The organism is Novosphingobium sp. BAM6 (assembly GCF_057784955.1).
The window spans coordinates 55,291-74,580 of the sequence record NZ_JBYNTR010000005.1 but is presented as its reverse complement, the minus strand read 5'-3'; the positions used below and the strand labels follow the sequence as shown (position 1 = coordinate 74,580).

At 63.8% G+C, this 19,290-nt stretch carries 13 protein-coding genes; 5 read left to right on the top strand and 8 right to left on the bottom strand.

Going from position 1 to position 19,290, the window contains the following annotated elements:
* Nucleotides 1–16 precede the first annotated feature (16 nt).
* The 3 genes from recN to AC3EC3_RS14490 all read right to left on the bottom strand — a co-directional run bounded on the left by recN (nucleotide 17) and on the right by AC3EC3_RS14490 (nucleotide 3,111).
* Nucleotides 17–1,681 carry a DNA repair protein RecN gene (gene recN, locus AC3EC3_RS14500; RefSeq protein ID WP_488490313.1) on the bottom strand — a complete coding sequence of 555 codons (1,665 nt, stop codon included), beginning with the start codon at nucleotides 1,679–1,681 and terminating at the stop codon, nucleotides 17–19.
* A 61-nt stretch (nucleotides 1,682–1,742) separates the two neighbouring features.
* Nucleotides 1,743–2,213 carry an RrF2 family transcriptional regulator gene (locus tag AC3EC3_RS14495; RefSeq protein ID WP_488490312.1) on the bottom strand — a complete coding sequence of 157 codons (471 nt, stop codon included), beginning with the start codon at nucleotides 2,211–2,213 and terminating at the stop codon, nucleotides 1,743–1,745.
* Between the two features lie 97 nt (nucleotides 2,214–2,310).
* The gene (locus AC3EC3_RS14490) at nucleotides 2,311–3,111 is read right to left on the bottom strand and encodes an outer membrane protein assembly factor BamD (RefSeq protein WP_488490311.1); all 801 of its coding nucleotides are present in this window, start codon (nucleotides 3,109–3,111) and stop codon (nucleotides 2,311–2,313) included.
* 177 nt (nucleotides 3,112–3,288) lie between these two features.
* On the opposite strand from AC3EC3_RS14490, the gene AC3EC3_RS14485 reads away from it, so the two are divergent.
* A complete protein-coding gene (locus tag AC3EC3_RS14485) occupies nucleotides 3,289–5,061 on the top strand; it encodes a cation:proton antiporter domain-containing protein (RefSeq protein WP_488490310.1) in 1,773 nt (590 codons plus the stop codon).
* Between the two features lie 64 nt (nucleotides 5,062–5,125).
* Entirely contained in the window at nucleotides 5,126–5,497 is a 372-nt protein-coding gene (locus tag AC3EC3_RS14480) for a hypothetical protein (protein WP_488490309.1), read from the top strand.
* A 287-nt stretch (nucleotides 5,498–5,784) separates the two neighbouring features.
* On the opposite strand, the gene AC3EC3_RS14475 is transcribed toward AC3EC3_RS14480, so the two are convergent.
* The 3 genes from AC3EC3_RS14475 to alaS all read right to left on the bottom strand — a co-directional run bounded on the left by AC3EC3_RS14475 (nucleotide 5,785) and on the right by alaS (nucleotide 10,027).
* Entirely contained in the window at nucleotides 5,785–6,726 is a 942-nt protein-coding gene (locus AC3EC3_RS14475) for a glutaminase (protein ID WP_488490308.1), read from the bottom strand.
* 7 nt (nucleotides 6,727–6,733) lie between these two features.
* A complete protein-coding gene (locus AC3EC3_RS14470) occupies nucleotides 6,734–7,216 on the bottom strand; it encodes a hypothetical protein (RefSeq protein ID WP_488490307.1) in 483 nt (160 codons plus the stop codon).
* A gap of 162 nt (nucleotides 7,217–7,378) precedes the next feature.
* Nucleotides 7,379–10,027, bottom strand: coding sequence for an alanine--tRNA ligase (gene alaS, locus AC3EC3_RS14465; RefSeq protein ID WP_488490306.1), 2,649 nt, complete (start codon nucleotides 10,025–10,027; stop codon nucleotides 7,379–7,381).
* Nucleotides 10,028–10,349: 322 nt separating this feature from the next.
* Here alaS and AC3EC3_RS14460 point away from each other — a divergent pair, with 322 nt between their 5' ends.
* A complete protein-coding gene (locus tag AC3EC3_RS14460; RefSeq protein WP_488490305.1) occupies nucleotides 10,350–11,888 on the top strand; it encodes an MFS transporter in 1,539 nt (512 codons plus the stop codon).
* A gap of 510 nt (nucleotides 11,889–12,398) precedes the next feature.
* On the opposite strand, the gene AC3EC3_RS14455 is transcribed toward AC3EC3_RS14460, so the two are convergent.
* Nucleotides 12,399–13,151 carry a hypothetical protein gene (locus tag AC3EC3_RS14455; RefSeq protein WP_488490304.1) on the bottom strand — a complete coding sequence of 251 codons (753 nt, stop codon included), beginning with the start codon at nucleotides 13,149–13,151 and terminating at the stop codon, nucleotides 12,399–12,401.
* 698 nt (nucleotides 13,152–13,849) lie between these two features.
* On the opposite strand from AC3EC3_RS14455, the gene AC3EC3_RS14450 reads away from it, so the two are divergent.
* Both AC3EC3_RS14450 and AC3EC3_RS14445 read left to right on the top strand, forming a co-directional pair.
* Nucleotides 13,850–15,574, top strand: a complete 1,725-nt coding sequence (locus AC3EC3_RS14450) for an Ig-like domain-containing protein (RefSeq protein ID WP_488490303.1) — start codon at nucleotides 13,850–13,852, stop codon at nucleotides 15,572–15,574.
* A gap of 85 nt (nucleotides 15,575–15,659) precedes the next feature.
* Nucleotides 15,660–18,035, top strand: coding sequence for a family 43 glycosylhydrolase (locus tag AC3EC3_RS14445; protein WP_488490302.1), 2,376 nt, complete (start codon nucleotides 15,660–15,662; stop codon nucleotides 18,033–18,035).
* Nucleotides 18,036–18,193: 158 nt separating this feature from the next.
* Here the strand turns inward: AC3EC3_RS14445 and recA are convergent, their stop codons facing one another.
* Nucleotides 18,194–19,264, bottom strand: a complete 1,071-nt coding sequence (gene recA, locus AC3EC3_RS14440) for a recombinase RecA (protein ID WP_488490301.1) — start codon at nucleotides 19,262–19,264, stop codon at nucleotides 18,194–18,196.
* Nucleotides 19,265–19,290 lie beyond the last annotated feature (26 nt).

Here is a 19,290-nt window from a genome sequence, read left to right as displayed (position 1 = left end):
TCCTCTAGCGATTCACTTAGAGCTTCTCCAAAAGCCGATCCGCCTGGGCGCGGGCCTCGTCGGTCACTTCGGCACCCGAGAGCATGCGCGCGATCTCTTCCTTGCGCCCGGCATCGCTGAGCGGCGTCACCGACGTACGCGTGACCGTCCCCTGCGAGGACTTGGCGATCATGTAATGGCGATCTCCGCGCGCGGCGACCTGCGGGCTGTGCGTCACCGCCAGCAGTTGGCCAGTCGAGGCAAGGCGCGAGAGCCGCTCGCCGATAGCATCGGCCACGGCACCGCCGACACCGCGATCGATCTCGTCGAAGATCACCGTCGCAGCGCCGCCCTCTTCGGCCAGCGCGACTTTCAGCGCGAGGATGAAGCGCGAGAGTTCGCCACCCGAAGCTATCTTCGCCAATGGGGCGAAGTCCGTGCCGGGGTTGGTCGAGATCAGGAATTCGACGGCGTCCATGCCGCTCGCGCTCCAGCGCTCTTCGGGCAGGCGGACGACCGACGTCTGGAAGCGCGCGGCATCGAGCTTGAGCGGCGCCAGTTCGCTGGCCACCGCCACATCGAGCCGCTTGGCCGCCGCGCGGCGCAGGTCATGCAAGGCGCCTGCCATTTCGCGATAGTCGAGTGCGGCCTTCTGCGCCGCTTTCTCCAACGCGATGAGATGCTCCTCACCACCCTCGATCACCGCCAGCGCCTCGCGAAATTCGGCGAGCTTGGCGGGCAGATCGTCGACCTGACAGCCGTGCTTGCGGGCAGCTGCGCGCAGATCGAACAGGCGGGTTTCCACCCGGTCCAGTTCGGCGGGATCGAAGGCCAGCGCCTCGACCGCCGCGTCGATCTTCTCCTCGGCCTCGCCTGCCTCGATCAGTGCGCGGTCGAGCGCGGCGAGCGCTTCCTCCAGCAGCGGATGCTCCCCGGCGATCCGGTCCAGCCGTCGCGAGGCGCCGCGCAGGTTCGCCACCGCCGAATCGGAGCCGGTCCAGACGTGCGCCAGCGCAGCAAGGTCATCGGCCAGCCGCTCGCCCTTCTGCATGTCGGCGCGGGCATGGGCGAGTTGCTCTTCCTCACCCTCGTCGGGCGCCAGCACTTCGAGTTCGGCTAGGTAGGAGGCGATCAGGTCCTGCTCTTCGGCAGCGCGCGAAACCCGCTCGCGCGCCTCGTCGAGCAGCCCTTGCGCGGCGCGCCACGCCCGCCACGCGGCACCGACCTCGGACACGTCACCGCCTGCGAAGCGATCGAGCAGCACACGATGGCCACGCGCGTTGACGAGCCCGCGATCGTCGTGCTGGCCATGGATCTCGACAAGTGCCGGGGCAATATCACGCAGGAGGGCCACGCCCACCGGCTGGTCGTTGAGCCAGGCCTTGCTGCCGCCGTCCGCCTTCAACTGGCGACGCAGGATCAGCGGTTCTCCGGGCTCGATCTCGATCCCGGCGTCCTCGATGCCTGCGGTAACGACGGGCGGAAGCTGTGCAAAATCGAAGCTGGCGATAACGCTGGCGCGATCCTCTCCGGCCCGTACCAGCCCGCTGTCGGCGCGATTGCCGATGACGAGGCCGAGCGCATCGAGCAGGATCGACTTGCCCGCGCCGGTCTCACCGGTGAGCACACCGAGGCCGCCAGCGAAATCGAGATCGAGCGCCTCGATCAGGACGATGTTGCGAATGGAAAGCCGGGTCAACATGTTCGCGAAGCGTTCTATCGACAATCGAAACGCGCGTCACCCGGAAATGCGCGCCGAAACATCAGGCCGCGTTCGGTCGCGCGACGCCTTCCGGAGACTCATCGAGCGGGAACGCATCTTCCAGCGCGATCGGATCGGCCAGCGTCAACCGGTCAAGCACCGCCGCCGTTTCGTCACGCAACATCAGCATCAGCGCACGCAGGCGGCATTCGGATTCGGGCAGGCAGTTAGCACAGGTCTCATGCGCGTTGCGACTGGCGCAGGGCACGAGCGCGAGACTGCCGCGCGTAATGCGGATGATATCACCATAGCGCACGTCGATAGGCGGAAGCGCCAGTTCGTATCCCCCGGCCCTCCCGCGATGCGAACGCACGATGCCGTCGCGCGACAGTTCCGAGAGAATGACCGTCAGGAACTTGCGCGGAATGTTCTGCGCAGAGGCAATCGCCTCCAGACGCACCGGCCCCTGCTGGTATTCGTCTGCCAGATGTTGAAGCGCACGGATGGTATATCGGGTTTTCTGCGAGAGCATGGCGCCGTCATGACAACGCCACCCTGCCGGAAAAGTCAACCGACAGGGTGGACTAAGCTGTGCTCCGGCTCGGAAATAACCCGACCGAAAGTCCGGCTCAGCTCTTCTGAAGTTCCTTCGGCTGGTACTTGCCGATCAGTTTGTAGGCACGAGCGTACCACACGCTGTCGGGATAGTTGCGCTGCAGCACGGCTGCGGCCTTGCGCGCCTCGTCCGGGGTGCCGAGCGAGAGATAGCCCTCGACGAGACGATACAGCGCCTCGGGAGTATGGCTGGTGGTAGCGTAATTATCGACGACGTTACGGAAACGCAGGGTCGCGGCCAGCCAGCGACCGCTCTTCTCGTAGAAGCGTCCGATCGTCATGTCCTTGCCCGCAAGGTGATCGTTCACCAGGTCGAGCTTGAGCTTGGCGTCAGTGGCATAGGTCGTCGTCGGGTAGCGACGGATGATGTCCGTCAGCGCATCCTTGGCCTGCTGCGTGGTCTTCTGGTCACGCGTCACGTCGCTGATCTGCTCGTAGTAGCACACCGCGATCAGGTAATAGGCGTAAGGCGCGTCCTTGTTGCCCGGATGGATCGACAGGAAGCGCTGCGCGGACTGCACGGCCTTGTTGTAATCACGCGCAACATAATAGCTGAATGCGCTCATCAGTTCGGCACGTCGGGCCCAGGGCGAATAAGGGTGCTGGCGCTCGACCTCGTCGAACAGCGCCGCCGCCTGCAGGGTACGTCCGTCGTTGAGGCGCTGCTGCGCGGCCGTATAAAGCGTGTCGACGTCGCGCGCGACATAGGCCGTGTCCTTGGTCTTGCCCCCGCGACCGGCACAACCGGCAGTGAGAACAGTGGCCCCGGCAGCTACGGCAAGCAGGGCGGTCTTCAATCGCGAGCGTTCGAACATGGTGTGGGTCTATAGCCAGCACATCGCCGAACGCAAAGTGAAGTTGCGTGGGGGACTCGGGAAATCGGCAAACTGTGCAAGTCGCCCCTCATATTTCCATACTTTTGCAGGCCTTCGCCAGACACAGGAGAAGTCTTCGCACATGACAAGCGGCAGGCCGTTGCGCATAACAGTGCCATGGCGGCAGAAACCCATCTCTACTCCCCCTTCCTTTCCGATGCGCTGGTGATCCTGGGCGCGGCAGGCGCGGTGATTCCCGTGTTCTCGCGCTTCCGCATCACCCCGGTCATCGGGTTCATCCTGATCGGCGTGCTGGTCGGACCGTTCGGCCTGGGGCGACACGTATTCGACCACCCGTGGCTGGGCTATGTAACGATCACCGATCCCGACGGACTGGAGGTCTTCGCCGAGTTCGGCATCATCCTGCTGCTGTTCTCGATCGGACTGGAACTGTCGTTCGGACGCCTGTGGCAGATGCGGCGGATGGTCTTCGGGCTTGGCGCGATGGAACTGCTGGTGACGGGCGCGGCCTTCACCTTCATCCTCTCGACGATGGGGCAGGCGACGGCGGGATCGCTGGCGCTGGGCCTCGCGCTCGCGCTGTCTTCGACCGCGCTGGTGCTCAAGATCACCAGCACCTCGACCCCGGTTGGTCGCGCCGCGCTGGCAATGCTGCTGTTCGAGGATATCGCCCTCGTCCCGATCATCTTCCTTCTGGGCGCACTGGCCCCGCATGCCGATGCGGACGGAATGAAGGGGCTGCTCTCGACCCTGCTGTGGGGCGGCGGCGTGGTCGCGGGCCTGCTCATCTTCGGGCGCTTCCTGCTGCCGCCGCTGTTCGCACAGGCCGCGCGGACCAAGAGTCCGGAGCTGTTCCTGGCCGCCAGCCTGCTCGTCGTCATCCTCGCCTCGCTGGCGACGGCGGCGACCGGCCTTTCGCCCATCGTCGGCGCGCTCGTTGCAGGCCTGCTGATCGCCGAGACCGAGTACCACGCCGAGGTCGAGGAGATCACCGAGCCGTTCAAGGGCCTCGCGCTCGGCGTGTTCCTGATCACCATCGGCATGAGCATCGACCTTTCGGTGGTCTGGAAGAACCTCGTTCCGATTCTGCTCGCAACGCTGGGCGTCATGGTGGTCAAGTCCATCGTCACCGGGCTGCTGCTGCGCCTGATGGGCGCGCGGCGCGGCACCGCGACCGAGACCGGCATCCTGATGTCGAGCCCTTCGGAAACGACCCTGATCGTGCTGTCCGCCGCCACGTCCGCCGGGCTGATCCAGAGCGGCACCGCGCAGTTCTGGCAGATCGTCACCGCGCTTGGCCTCACCGTCACGCCGCTGCTTTCGCTGTTCGGGCGGTTGATGGCCAAGCGGGTGGACGGCGTGGAGGACACCCACCACCCGGTGACGGACGACCGGACGCCGCCCACGCTGATCATCGGCTTCGGGCGCGTCGGCATGCTCGTGGCGGACCTGCTGACCACCCACAAGCGTCCGTATTACGCGGTCGATTCGGACGCCGATCTGGTTTCGCAGGGCAAACGGCAGGGCTATGCCGTGACGTTCGGCAATGCCGGACGCGGCGACGCCATGCGCCGCCTCGGCGTCGCCAATGCCAAGGCGGTGATCCTGACGATGGACGAGCCGGTGACGGCACAGCGCCTCGTGCGCAAGCTGCGCGGCGAGTTTCCCGACCTGCCGATCATCGCCCGCGCCCGCGATGTGGACCACGCCGCCGCGCTCTATCGTGCCGGCGCCACCCACGCGGTGCCCGAAACGCTGGAAAGCTCGCTGCAGCTCTCCGAAGCCGCGCTGGTGGAGACCGGCGTCGCGATGGGACCGATCATCGCCTCGATCCACGAAAAGCGCGACGAATACCGCGAGCAGATCATGAACGAGGGCGGCTTGAGCGCCAAACCGGCGCTGCGCTCAGGATCGCTGCGAGCAGAATGACGAAGGCCCAAAAGGTATGAGCAAGTCATCTGCGAGTTCGCAGCTTTGATGGACGTATCCCAGGTTGGCTGCGGCCTACCTCGGCGAATTTCTTGCCGCCGTGCTGATCCGTTTGCATGATCCTAGCAGCCTCCACCCCGTACTGACGCTCTTCATTGTCGTGGAAATCGGCTTTGTATCCCCTCTCGCTCAGGCGCTTGTAGTGATCGGGAAATTCAAACCAGATCGCCTGACAGCGGTCAGAGTGCGAGCAATACCTCTGGCGATAGGTCTGCTTTCTGCCGTCGGCGCAGCGCTTTATCCGGTATCGACGAATATTCAGGTGGCAGTAGTGCTAATGGGTGCAACGCTAGCACTCGTCAGCAAGGCCTCGATATTACATTACACCCGCGCCCTGCATTTCACGGCAAGCCTGTTCGACGCCCCTCAATCGTAGCACGCAACCCAGTCGAACAACGTCACCCCCGCGATCGGGGCGAGGAACAGCATCAGGGCGTTGAAGCCTAGGAGCGCCAGGACGATCTTTTCCCCACGCGGCCCAAGTGGCGGGCGCTGTGGCTCGTCGCCCGGTTCATCCGGTGTATCGGGGGGGTGGCGGGATGCCTGCCCCTGCGAGAAAGTTTTCGCGAAAGTCCCTGAACATGGCCGGGTTCTCCTGCGCGATCCTCGTGGATCATGCCCGCAACGCCGACCTCGCCCGATCCGTTCCCGACGCTGCGCCTATCAGCGCGGCTCGAACACCGACCATCCGGTGCGCTGGACGAGGCGTTCGAGCGCCAACTGGCCAAGCTGCGAGTTGCCGCTGGGGTTGAGACCGGGCGACCACACCGCGATGCTGGCGATCCCCGGCGCGACCGCGAGGATCCCGCCGCCCACGCCCGACTTGCCTGGCAGACCGATGCGATAGGCGAAATCGCCCGAATTGTCGTATTGCCCGCAGGACATCATCACCGCGTTGATACGCCGCGCGCGCTTGTCGGTGATGACCCGGTGCCCGTCCGAGATACCGCCCGCCATCAGGTAGCGCCCGGCCATGGCCAGCTGGCGGCAGCTCATCGCCAGCGCGCAGAAGTGGAAGTAGGTGCCCAGCACCAGTTCCACCTCGCCATGGATATTGCCGAAGGCGCGCATGTAGTTCGCCAGCGCGCGGTTGGTGAAGCCGGTGTCCTGCTCGGCCTTCGCCACGCTCTCATCGATGGCGATGGTGTCATCGCCCGCCAGTTCGCGCACGAAACGCAGCATCTGCCCGATCGCCTCGCGCGGCTGGAGACGCCCCAGCAGCACGTCGCACACCACGATGGCGCCTGCGTTGATGAAGGGGTTGCGCGGGATGCCGTGCTCGGTTTCCAGCTGGACGATCGAGTTGAAGGCACTGCCCGAAGGTTCGCGCCCCACCCGGTTCCACAACTGGTCGCCCACCGCGCCCAGCGCCAGCGTCAGCGCGAAGACCTTCGAGATCGACTGGATCGAGAACGCCTCGTCCGCGTCGCCTGCGACGTAAACGTCGCCATCGGCAAGCACCACGGCAATGCCGAACCTGCTGGCGGGCACGGCGGCAAGCGGAGGAATGTAGTCAGCTACGCGCCCGCGCTCGGTCGCAACGCGCATCTCGGCCGTGATCTCGTCAAGCGTCGCCTGCAACGCGGCGCCGGATATACTGTGCATCACCGTTTCAGTCCGCCAGGCATTGCGAGAGATGCGCTGAAACCGGATTCCAGCGCGCGGCTTCGGCAGCGGGATAGCGCAACTCGAACGTCACCTGCTTCTCCGCACCGATCAGCGATTTTAGATAGACGACCCCATCGGGGCCGGAGCCCGAAAGAACGTACCAGCCCGGCTTCACGACATCGTAAGTCACATTGTATCGCGATTGCCGCAACCGTTCGAGATCGACCGCCCTGGCGTCTTTCGCGGACGAAGACAGCACATTCCAGCCCCCCCATACCGCCAGATTGGCACCCTTCGCCCCCGTGAAAGTACGCCCGTCGCCATTATCGGACTCCGGCGCCGGTTCGAGCAGCCCTGCCGGATAACAGATCGAATAACCGAAACGCGCATTGACATAGCTGTTCCAGCCTGTCCCGGCACCGGCAGGAGGCGCCGCAGCGCTCAGGAAACACCCCATCAGAACACAGACCGCAGTCCACCGAGACATCGCGGATTCTCCACCTTGCGGAAGGCGCTGGCCGTCGCTGCGCAGTGTCTTGCCTGCAACTTCCGCCCGTGTCGAGCGCCGCCGGAAGCCGAGCCCGGCCACGAAAAAGGGGAGGAAGCCAAAGCTCCTCCCCCTTTCTGTTCCTGATCCGGCGAAAGCCGATCAGCCCGCCAGCACGGCCTTGACCGCCGCGATGGCATCGGCCGCCTTGTCGCCGTCCGGGCCACCGCCCTGCGCCATGTCGGCGCGGCCGCCGCCGCCCTTGCCGCCCAGCGCGGCAACGCCGGCGCGAACGAGATCGACGGCGCTCACCTTGCCGGTCAGGTCTTCGGTGACGGCAGCGGCGATGCTCGCCTTGCCCTCGTTCACCGCGACGATCGCCGCGACGCCCGACCCGAGACGCTGCTTGGCCTGATCGAGCAGCCCGCGCAGATCCTTGGGATCGAGCCCTTCGAGCACCTGACCTGCGAACTTCACGCCGTTGATTTCTTCGTCCGCAGCTTCGGCCTTGGCCGCGCCGCCCGACAGCGCGAGGGCCTTCTTCGCCTCAGCGAGTTCACGCTCCAGCTTGCGGCGCTCCTCGACCAGCGCGGTCACGCGGGCCTCGACGTCTTCGGGCGTGGTGCGCAGCACGCTGGCCGCGCTCTTGAGCGCTTCCTCGCGACCGACCAGCCACTGACGCGCGCCCTCACCGGTCATCGCCTCGACACGGCGAACGCCCGAGGAGACTGCGCTTTCCGAGACGATGCGGAACACGCCGATATCGCCGGTGGCGCGCACGTGGGTGCCGCCACAAAGCTCGACCGAATAGGTGCGATCCCCTGCGTGACGCCCCATCGAGAGCACGCGCACTTCGTCGCCGTACTTCTCGCCGAACAGCGCCATGGCACCTGCTTCGATGGCATCGTCCGGCGTCATCAGGCGGGTAAGCACGGCCTCGTTCGCGCGCACTTCGGCGTTCACTTCGGCTTCGATGGCGGCAATGTCGTCCGCCGTCAGCGCGGTGGGATGCGAGAAATCGAAGCGCAGGCGCTCGGCGGCAACCAGCGAGCCCTTCTGGGTGACGTGATCGCCCAGGCGGTTGCGCAGCGCGGCGTGCAGCAGGTGCGTGGCCGAGTGGTTGGCGCGCACCGCATCGCGACGCTCGACATCGACGACGAGGTTCACCGCATCGCCCACCTTGATCGCACCGGCCTCGACCGTACCGCTCATCGCGTGGAGGCGGCCGAGCGGCTTGGCCGTGTCGGTGATTGCGATCCTGAGGCCATTCGCGCCCGTGATGGTGCCGCGATCGCCTTCCTGACCACCCGATTCGCCATAGAACGGCGTCTGGTTGGTCAGCACGACAACCTCGTCGCCCGCGTTCGCGGACGCAACTTCCTTGCCGCCCTTAACCAGCGCGACGACCTGGCCTTCGCCGGTGGTGGAGGTGTAGCCGGTAAACTCGCTGGCGCCTTCGCGCTCGGCGATGTCGAACCACACTTCGCTGTCGGCCGCCTGCCCGGAGCCCTTCCACGCGGCACGCGCGGCGGCTTTCTGCTGCGCCATGGCGGCATCGAAGCCCGCCTTGTCGACCGCGATGCCGCGCGACCGCAGCGCGTCCTCGGTCAGATCGTAGGGGAAGCCATACGTATCATAGAGCTTGAACGCGGTTTCGCCCGGAAGCTCGCCACCCTCACCCATTCCGGCAGTCGCCTCGTCGAGCAGCTTGATGCCGTTCGACAGGGTGCGACGGAACTGCACTTCCTCGCGCTCCAGCGTCTCTTCGATCAGCGGCTGCGCGCGGCCCAGCTCGGGATAGGCCTGGCCCATCTCGGCGATCAGCGCGGGCACCAGACGGTGCATCAGCGGATCCTTGGCGCCCAGCAGGTGCGCGTGGCGCATCGCGCGGCGCATGATGCGGCGCAGGACATAGCCGCGGCCCTCGTTCGAGGGCAGCACGCCGTCGGCCAGCAGGAAGCTGGTCGAGCGCAGGTGATCGGCGATCACGCGATGGCTGGCGCGGCTGTCCCCCTCGGCGGCAACGCCGGTCAGGCTTTCCGATGCGGCGATCAGTGCCTTGAAGGTGTCGATATCGTAGTTGTCATGCACGCCCTGCATCACGGCGGAGATACGCTCCAGCCCCATGCCGGTGTCGATCGAGGGCTTGGGCAGATTGCCGACGATCTCGCCCGCAGACTGCTCGAACTGCATGAACACGAGGTTCCAGATCTCGATGAAGCGGTCGCCATCCTCTTCCGGCGATCCCGGAGGGCCACCCCAGATGTGATCGCCGTGATCGAAGAAGATTTCCGAGCACGGACCGCACGGGCCTTCGTCGCCCATCGCCCAGAAGTTGTCCTTCGTGGGAATGCGGATGATCTTCTGGTCGGGAAGCCCGGCCACCTTCTTCCACAGGTCGAACGCCTCGTCGTCGGTGTGATAGACCGTGACCAGCAGCTTCTCGACCGGCAGACCCCACTCCTTGGTCAGCAGCGTCCACGCATGGGTGATCGCCTGCTCCTTGAAATAGTCGCCGAAGGAGAAATTCCCCAGCATCTCGAAGAAGGTGTGGTGACGGGCGGTGTAGCCCACGTTGTCGAGATCGTTATGCTTGCCGCCTGCGCGGACGCACTTCTGCGACGAGGTCGCGCGCGGCGTGGCGCGTGTCTCCAGCCCGGTGAACACGTTCTTGAACGGGACCATGCCTGCGTTCACGAACATCAGCGTCGGGTCGTTATAGGGAACGAGCGGCGCGGAAGGGACAGCCTCGTGCCCCTGGCTGGCGAAATAGTCGAGAAAGGACCGGCGGATTTCGTTGGTCGTGTGCATGATTTGCGCCGATAAGCCACGCGCGCGAGGTCGGCAAGCGCTTGGTTGCGGTCAGACTGTTCGGATTTCGCGATGATTGCAGCGGCGATGCGCGAAAGCGACACCTCGCGACAGGCGACCGACGCCACCAGTGGTGCGATCAATGCAAGTGTGCGCCGCAGGGTGCTGTTTCCAAACACGCAACTCCGTCTATATGGAGTGTGACGACTCCGGCGCATGAGAGAAAATCCGGTCCCGAACCGGATTGAGGGCGCCGCCCCCCACTCTCGTCCCCGGAAAGCAGATCGATCATGACCCCGCCCGCCCTTCTCCCGGTGCTTCCATGCTGAAGCCCAGACGGCGTGGCATAGCCTCGGTCAATGCCGAGATCCGCGACGGCATCGTTCCGGCCGCAGGCGCGCTGACCCCGGCCCGCGATCCCGGAGGGCCAGAAACCTCGGGGCCAAACTATCGCGTCGTCGCATTGATCGTGGCCTCGGCACTGTTCATGGAATTCGTCGATGCAACCGTGCTCGCCACCGCGCTGCCGACGATGGCGCGCGACTTCGGCGTGCGCGCGCAGGACATGAGCATCGCGCTCACGTCATACCTCCTTGCGCTGGCGATTTTCATTCCCGCCTCGGGCCTGCTGGCCGACCGGTTTGGCTCGCGCACGGTGTTTCGCGCTGCAATCGCGCTGTTCATGATCGGAAGCCTGGCCTGTGGGCAGGCGCCGACGCTCGAACTGATCGTGCTCGCCCGCTTCGTGCAGGGGATGGGTGGCGCGATGATGATCCCGGTCGGGCGCCTCGTGCTGCTGCGCTCGGTTGCCAAGCACGACATGGTCAACGCGATGTCGTGGCTGCTGGTGCCCGCCCTGATCGGCCCGATCGTCGGTCCGCCGCTGGGCGGCTTCATCGTGACGTTCCTCGACTGGCGCTGGATCTTCTACATCAACCTGCCCATCGGCCTCGTCGGCCTGTGGCTGGTTACGCGCTACATCGCCAATTTCAAGGAGGACGAACTCGCCCCGTTCGACCTCTCCGGCTTCGTGCTCAGCGGTGTATCGCTCGGCTGCCTGCTGTTCGGCTTCGAGATGGCGAGCCGTACGGGCAAGGGACCGCTCGCGCTGGGCCTGATCGTGATCGGCACCATCGCAGGCGTGCTTTACATACGTCACGCCAAAGGCCGCGAAGGCGCCATCCTCGACCTGACATTGCTCAGAGACAAGACCTTTCGCCTCTCGGTGATCGCCGGATCGGTGACGCGCATCACGCAAGGCGCACAGCCGTTTCTGCTGCCGCTGATGATGCAGGTCGGCTTCGGCTTCACCGCCGCGCGCAGCGGCACGATCACCGTCGCCACCGCCGTCGGCTCGCTGGCGATGAAGGCCGCCGCCCCGCGCGTGCTGCGCCGCTTCGGGTTCCGCCGCACGCTGATCTGGAACGGCATCATAGCGACGGCGGGCTATGCCACCTGCGGCCTGTTCAGCCCGAGTTGGCCGACCTGGGCGATGTTCGGTATCCTCGCCTTCTCGGGCTTCTTCATGTCGCTGCAGTTCACCGCCTACAACACCATTGCCTACGACGGGATCGAGCAGCGCCAGATGAGCAGCGCGACGGCGTTCTACTCGACCTTCCAACAGCTGATGCTCTCGCTTGGCATCTGCGTCGCCGCCGTGGCGTTACACCTGGCCATGCTGGTTCACGCCAGCGAGCACGCAACGCTGGGCGACTTCTCCGCCGCGTTCTGGGTAGTGACCGCCATATCGCTGGCGGCAACGATATGGAACATGCGCTTTGCGCACGACGCCGGTGCCGAGATCAGCGGTCACAGCGCCCCGCATGGAGATGCCGATGAAGTGGAAGCGGCGAAAGGGTGAGACTGGCGGAGCAGCAGCAAACGCCGAGTTGTAGATCTTCAAGCTTAGTTTAATTTGCTTTGCATGACATTTAATATATTACAGATTGCCCTTACGTATTTAGGGCTTAACTTCGCCAGTTTCGTATCTGGCTATTGGGTCTGTGAGCATTTTGTAAGCCGAACCGCAGCTCCTCAGGTCGATGAATTGGGGTGGAGGGAACAGGACCTCCTCGACAACTTTGGGTTCGTGCAAGATGGGTTGGCCCGTTGGGCTGGCAAAAATGGGAAGACAAAAGCGCAGGCGCTTGAGATTTGGAAACCTCAAGTGATGGCCTTTGACGATCGGCAATGCGTTCAATTCGTTACAAGACGGGCGAATATAGGCGGCGCTGCACCAGTCTATTGCTACAGTTATGAAGGTACGGACAAGCCAAACGCGAAACTCGTTTATGTCCGGGATGATCTGAGCGAGTAATCAATCAACGCCCGCTTCCCGCCCATTACAGACCTTAAATCTCGACGCAGAGCTTCACGCCAACCCGGTCATGTGCCCCGCCAGGTCGACCCACCACACAGGTTTGGCGAACCAAAGCACCATCGAGGTGAACTCCACGCCGACGATCAGCGGTACGCCCCAGCGGTAGACAATGTGTACGCGACCGGTCGTCACCTTGTCGTGGATCATCCCGGCGACATAGAGTGGCAGGTTGGAAAGGTAGAAGTAGGTTCCCGCGCCGGGGATCGGGATACGGCCGAAGCCCGCCTCGGCAATGGCGGCGGTGGCGAGATACATCAGGCGGCGGTGATAGTCGGGCCGCTTGCGCAGCGCGATACCAAGCCAGGCGCAAGGCGTGAAGATCATCATGTCGGCCAGCGGCGTCGCCACAAATGCGAGGTCGTTGGCCACCTGTGTCGAATGAAACGCCAGAATGTCGAACCGGCGCATAACCAGCGCGGTCGCCACGCCCAGCGGCGGCATCACCAAGGCCAGTGCGGCGCCCAGCCAGCCCAGCGTCATATGCAGGCGTCGCTTGCGGACCTGGATCAGCAGCACCTGTGCGCAATAGACCACGAACCAGCTGACAAACACCGCCGAATGCACTGCCAGCAGTACCGGGCGATGCACCTTGGGATGGATCACATAGGCCGGAAACTCATACCCGAAGCCGAGCACCATGCCGCCGGCGATGATGATCGCCATGGCCATATGGAAACGAATCCAGCGCCCACGCAAAAGCGCACGCCAGTTCCATCGCGCAACCGTTGTCGCCTGTGTCGCCATTCCCGCCTTGCTCCATGAAGAAGCACCCACAAACGGCCTTATACCATCAAGCCTAAGCACACGTTAATCCTGATGAGGCAGCAAGGTTCAAGACAACTCGGCGACATTCTATAAGTCAGACATTTTATCTCGACCGGCAGATCGGAAGGATATCTCCTGCGTTACCTGAAAAGATGACCGGGCGGCGCCTAACCCATTTACTCAAGGGAAAACTACCGGATCACATGGTCGGATCGCACTGCTTCATCGCATACGATTGCGCCCAGCAGCAACAGCACAGCACACCCTGAGTTGTAATTTTATTACCAGAAGATACGGGGCGTTGCGATTTTTCTGCCCGCAATGTACCCCGACAAGAAAGGGCCAACAGAATATGGTGCCGCCGCCGGGAGAGAATACCTTGAAAGCCAGACAGTCACGCTGGACCACACATCGCTTTTCACCTCCATTCACAGCGATTTTTCAGGGCCCGAACGAGCGCCGCCCCCATCCTTTTTGCCTGACAATAACTCATGAAGCCCTGCCGCCGACGCTCGGTGTGACAACATAGAGTCGGACGATGCGGCATATCGCCATCCCTCGCTCAACCACCCCGTCCTGAGCACCGCTGCATCGGCGATCTCTCGTCCAACATCTTTCTCCACCCTCCAGGCCATCACCCGCCCACGCCTCACACTTTCGCGGAGCCGCCCGTCCCGATGACCATGTCCGAAAAGAGCCATGCCCCTGTCCGTCCGCGCCCGAGCCCGAGCCTTCTGACATTGGCTATGTTCGGCGCTCTCATGGCATCGATCCATGCCAAGGCCGCTCCCGGCCCATCTTCGCCAACAGCGGGACAACCGGCAGCCACGGCGGCACTTGCTCTCCGGGTTGCCGATGCGATCCGCAACGATTCTGCGCTGTCGGCACCGATCCGCGGCAGTATCACGCTCTACGATACCGGGGACGCAATCCCTTCACTCGCAGATGTTGAGAGCGCCGGAACGGCACGGATCACATGGCGATCCTCCGCCTCTGCAATCCTCAGCGATACCGATCGCAGGAACGGCGCCGACGTCATCCGAAAAGGCGCCGTCACGCGGGGCGCACGCGATCGCGCCGTCACCCTCACCGCGACAGTAACGGTGCCGGGCAGCAAGCCGATCCGCGTTCCCCTGAAGCTGAGCGTGCTTCACCGCGTCACGCTGCCCGCGATGAACGCCTACATGTTCGTCTATTTCACCGGTAACAGCGAGGATGGAGAGAAGCTGCGCTTCGCCACGTCCGATGGCAACAACGCCCTCGAATGGAAGCTCCTCAACGACGCACAGCCGGTCCTCACATCCTCCAAGGGTACGCGAGGCCTGCGCGACCCCTTCATCATGCGTTCGGCCGAAGGAGACCGCTTCTTCCTGCTGGCCACCGATCTGTCGGCGGCGCGCACCGGGTGGACACACGCAACCGATCAGGGAAGTCACTATCTGGAAATCTGGGAATCGACCGATCTGGTCCACTGGGGAAAACAGCGCCACGTAAAGGTTTCGCCGCCCACTGCCGGCATGACCTGGGCCCCGGAAGCCTCTTACGATCCAACAATCGGGGCCTATGTCGTCTACTGGACATCCACGCTGTTCGCCGATGCCGCACATACCCGCCCAGACGGAAACGGCGCCCAGATCCTGACCTCGATCACGCGCGATTTTCGCAGCTTCACGCCGCCCCGTCCATGGTTCAAGGCGGCAGACCTGCCCGAACTGGTCAGGGATCGCGGCATGATCGACACCACCGTCATGCGGGTCGGCAACGACTTCTACCGCTTCACGAAAGCGACGCAGGCGCAAGGCTGTCCATCGGCGGACATCATCGGCCAGCGCTCCACCTCGCTTCGCGCTTCGATGGCATCGAGCGCGTGGACGATGGTGAGCCGGTGTATCGGGCGTCAGGCCGGGACACCGGAAGTGGAAGGCCCAAGTGCCTTTCCCGCCAATCCCGGTGATACCAGTGGTTTCAGATACTTCCTCTGGGTCGATAACTATGGCGGCATCGGATATATCCCGCTGGCGACCAACTCGCTGGAAGGGGACATCCACTGGACCTACCCGCAGACGTTCCACCTGCCGCCTTCGCCGCGCCACGGCACGGTGATGTCGATCACCGCCGCCGAACGGGACCGCCTTGCAGCACAGTGGAACCCGGCGCTTCTCGTCACCTCGGTCACGCCGGTCGCCCTGTCGGCCCCGCCTGCCTCGCACATTCCCCCGTTGCCGCAAACCGTCACCGCACAGTTCAAAGACGGACACAGCGAGCAGGTCGCCGTCCGCTGGCATCTGCCCGATGCGTCGCAGCTTGCCCGTGCCCGTAGCCCGATCCGGATCGAGGGGCAGCTTGCGAACTCAGCAGCGACACCTGCGACGGCGACGATCGCCATCCGAGCGACGCGATGATGATCCTCTGGGCGCTTCCGGATCGGCAAGCCCCCTTCCGACTGTCTGGCTCGCGTATCGCCGCCATGATCGAAAGTTCCGAAAAATGCCCGATACCCGCAGCACCATAGCCGCCCTTGCACTGGCCTGTCTGGGATCGCCGCTGCTGGCAACGCCCGGTGACTCCGAACATACGCCTTCCACAACCCCAACCGCGACCACGCCCCGTCTTACCGCCGCCCGGACATGGATCGTGCCACCGATCGTCATGCCGGGCACACACCTGCCCACACCGCCGGGTTATTCCGTTTCCTGGATGCTGGATGGTCGGCCCCTTCGAGCCCCCGTGCTGCAGAATGCAAGCCGCAAGGCAAAGGCCGTACAACTCACCGGCACCATGACCCTGCCAACCGGCGAAACGATCACCAAGCGCTTCAAGGTGCTGCTGCTTGGCAACGACGCGCATCGGCTGATCGCCTATGCCCGGATCCCAACGGGGTCGCAGCAGGCCAACCAGCCGCTGATCGCACACAGCGTTCATCTGGCGCTCGGCATGTCGAGAGGAAAACCGCAACCGCTCAATGGCAACTACGGCGTCCTGTTCGCCAGCGGTGACTATGTTGGCGTCGACCGCGTCGACCAGCGCGGTATCGCCAACCCGGCCCTGTTCCATTTTGGCGACGGCAGCCTGGGCATCATCGCCACCCGCGTAACCATGGCAGGAACGCCCGTGCCATCGCAATCGTCCAGCGCATTGATCTACAAGGCGGACCCGCACCACCCTGCGGACTTCACCGAACTGGGTCTGCTCCATCTCGATACCGCTGGCGAGGTTCGATATCCGCAAGCCGTATGGGATTCATCCGCCGGGCACTACGTGGTATCCTGGAAGGACCAGTCCGGCTCCCCGCACTGGGCGACAGTGGAGGATCTGGCACGAACGGAGATGGTCCTAACACCCTATTTCCCTTTCACCCACGGGATGCGTTCGCAGATTGCCGTACGGGGAAATCTCGGCGAAACCCATGAAGGAGCACTCGCAAGTGTCGATACCAGGCCAAGCGATACGGCTCAGGATGTTATCGCCGATGCCGGGGCGGCCAGCAGCCTGGCGATCAGTGCTAACGTCGCCAAGGCGCTGATCAACCGCTTCGACCGGATCGTGAACACAACAGCATGGGTCGATCCGCGAACCATCGTGGCAGGAGACGTGGCCGCCTTGAGCACCACCCGCGTCCATCTGCTCTATTCGGACGGCTCCATCGCAACGTGCGCCATCGACTGGAACAAGGCCGATCTCCGCCGCCTCGCGGCAGCTCGGGCCGGAACCTTCATAATCAAAGGGCAGGTTCGGCAGCGAGCCTATCCGGAAATTTTCGCCTACAACCGCGCCGATCCGGTGATCTACCGCTACGATCATGCCGGCACCACCAAGTACCTGTTCGTCGCCACCGATGACACCGGCAATCATAACGTGGCCTCGCCGCATCTGGCGATCCGCGTCGCCAACAGTATCAGCGAACTCGCCGACGCCAATGGCGGCCTTGCCCGCGAGGTCGACTTGCTCAATCGCCGCACGCGCCGTGATCGAACTCTTGAAGGCAAAGTGATCGCGGGGTGTTACTGGGCTCCCGAACTTCACGAAATCGGTGGCCGACTCTCTCTTCTTTTCGCGCCCTGCTTCAATCCTGACGACAGGCAGAAGAACGAGGGCGGGCTCTGGTCCACTGTCGAATCGCATGTGATGCAACTGCGTGAAGACGGCGATCCGACCAATCCGGCGGACTGGTCGAAACCGGCGGCCGTACTCAAGACCGACGGCAGCCCGCTGGGGCGCGAGGGCTTCGCGCACAACATCAGCCTCGACATGTCCTATTTCGAAGTGCACGGGCAGGGTTATTACATCTGGTCGCAACGCTATCTTCCGGGCGCCACACCGATGGGCGATCCGTTGACCTGGATCGCCAAAGTGGATCCGGCCCAGCCGACGCGGCTGGCATCCGCTCCCGCTCCGATCATCGCACCCGACCTCTCGTTCGAGGAAAACCTTGCAGAAGGCGGGTTTGCCCTGGTTCACGATGGCCGGGTCACGATCATCTATTCAAGTTCCAGCGTAAGCCCGACATATGTCGTCAGCGGAGAATGGGCCAGTACGGGTGCTGACCTGACGAATATCGACAATTGGCACAAGTGGGGCGCCCCGCTTCAGAAGAGCGTACCAATGCCGGCAGGTATCACCGACTATCTGCATTATCAGCAGGGGCCCGGCCACGGTGCCTTCACGACTGACGAGGACGGCAACACGCTCTACATTTACCATACATGGGGCAATGGCGTGGGTGGTGACGGGCGCGATGCGCGGGTTCGCCGCGTCCATTGGACTGCCGATCAGCGCCCGATCCTGGACATGACCCCCGATGAGGAGGTCGCGCCCGCCAATCGCACCGTAACGATGCGCGTTACGATCAAGCCGCGTTCCTGATCCACAAACCGTACCCGCAGGCAGAAGTGGATCCGGGCAGTTGCATCATGAGTATCGGTCATACGAGACCAGTCGGGTGCACTGTCTGAAAGGCAAAGGCCGACGGAGCGGACCGCCGGCCTTTGTTGTTCATCCCGCGACCTGCCGGTTCAGAGGCCTTATTCGTCGTCCGCCGAGGGGCCGACCATCATCTCTTCGGCAAGGCCTTCGGTCTTCGTGCGGATCGCCTTTTCGATGCGATCGCAGATCTCGGAGTTTTCCTTCAAATAGGTCTTCGCGTTCTCACGCCCCTGGCCGATGCGGATCGAATCGTAGCTGAACCACGAACCCGACTTCTCGACGATGCCGGCCTTCACACCAAGGTCGAGGATCTCGCCGATCTTCGAGATACCCTCACCATACATGATGTCAAACTCGACCTGCTTGAACGGCGGGGCGACCTTGTTCTTGACCACCTTCACGCGGGTGGCGTTGCCGACGATATCGTCACGATCCTTGATCTGACCGGTGCGGCGGATGTCGAGGCGGACCGAGGCGTAGAACTTGAGCGCGTTGCCGCCCGTGGTCGTCTCCGGGTTGCCGTACATCACGCCGATCTTCATGCGCAGCTGGTTGATAAAGATCACCATGCAGCGCGAGCGGCTGATCGAACCGGTCAGCTTGCGCAGCGACTGGCTCATCAGGCGGGCCTGCAGGCCGACGTGGCTGTCACCCATCTCACCCTCGATTTCGGCGCGGGGAACGAGCGCGGCAACCGAGTCCACCACCAGCACGTCGATCGCGTTCGAGCGGACCAGCGTATCGGTGATTTCCAGCGCCTGTTCGCCGGTGTCGGGCTGCGAGACGATCAGTTCGTCGATATCGACGCCCAGCTTCTTGGCGTAGACCGGATCGAGCGCGTGTTCGGCGTCGACGAAGGCCGCGGTGCCGCCCATCTTCTGCGCTTCGGCGATGACGTGCAGCGCCAGCGTGGTCTTGCCCGAGCTTTCCGGGCCATAGACCTCGATCACACGGCCACGCGGCAGGCCACCGATGCCCAGCGCGATGTCGAGCCCGAGCGAGCCGGTGGAGATCGCCTCCACCTGCATCGTCTCCTTCGAGCCGAGCTTCATCGCGGAACCCTTGCCGAACGCCTTGTCGATCTGGGCCAGCGCGGCCTCTAGGGCCTTCTGACGGTCCATGTTGTCCTTTTCCTTGCCTTCCTGGATCAGCTTGAGCTGAGCAGCCATGTCACTTACCCCTTTGCTACCGGCCT

Excerpts from the sequence above, each read along its gene's own strand:
- AC3EC3_RS14490 (WP_488490311.1), bottom strand. The coding sequence starts at position 3,111 with ATGTTCGAACGCTCGCGATTGAAGACCGCCCTGCTTGCCGTAGCTGCC.
- recN (WP_488490313.1), bottom strand. The coding sequence starts at position 1,681 with ATGTTGACCCGGCTTTCCATTCGCAACATCGTCCTGATCGAGGCGCTC.
- AC3EC3_RS14495 (WP_488490312.1), bottom strand. The coding sequence starts at position 2,213 with ATGCTCTCGCAGAAAACCCGATATACCATCCGTGCGCTTCAACATCTG.
- AC3EC3_RS14460 (WP_488490305.1), top strand. The coding sequence starts at position 10,350 with ATGCTGAAGCCCAGACGGCGTGGCATAGCCTCGGTCAATGCCGAGATC.
- recA (WP_488490301.1), bottom strand. The coding sequence starts at position 19,264 with ATGGCTGCTCAGCTCAAGCTGATCCAGGAAGGCAAGGAAAAGGACAAC.
- AC3EC3_RS14475 (WP_488490308.1), bottom strand. The coding sequence starts at position 6,726 with ATGCACAGTATATCCGGCGCCGCGTTGCAGGCGACGCTTGACGAGATC.
- AC3EC3_RS14450 (WP_488490303.1), top strand. The coding sequence starts at position 13,850 with ATGACCATGTCCGAAAAGAGCCATGCCCCTGTCCGTCCGCGCCCGAGC.
- alaS (WP_488490306.1), bottom strand. The coding sequence starts at position 10,027 with ATGCACACGACCAACGAAATCCGCCGGTCCTTTCTCGACTATTTCGCC.
- AC3EC3_RS14445 (WP_488490302.1), top strand. The coding sequence starts at position 15,660 with ATGCCCGATACCCGCAGCACCATAGCCGCCCTTGCACTGGCCTGTCTG.
- AC3EC3_RS14455 (WP_488490304.1), bottom strand. The coding sequence starts at position 13,151 with ATGGCGACACAGGCGACAACGGTTGCGCGATGGAACTGGCGTGCGCTT.
- AC3EC3_RS14470 (WP_488490307.1), bottom strand. The coding sequence starts at position 7,216 with ATGTCTCGGTGGACTGCGGTCTGTGTTCTGATGGGGTGTTTCCTGAGC.
- AC3EC3_RS14485 (WP_488490310.1), top strand. The coding sequence starts at position 3,289 with ATGGCGGCAGAAACCCATCTCTACTCCCCCTTCCTTTCCGATGCGCTG.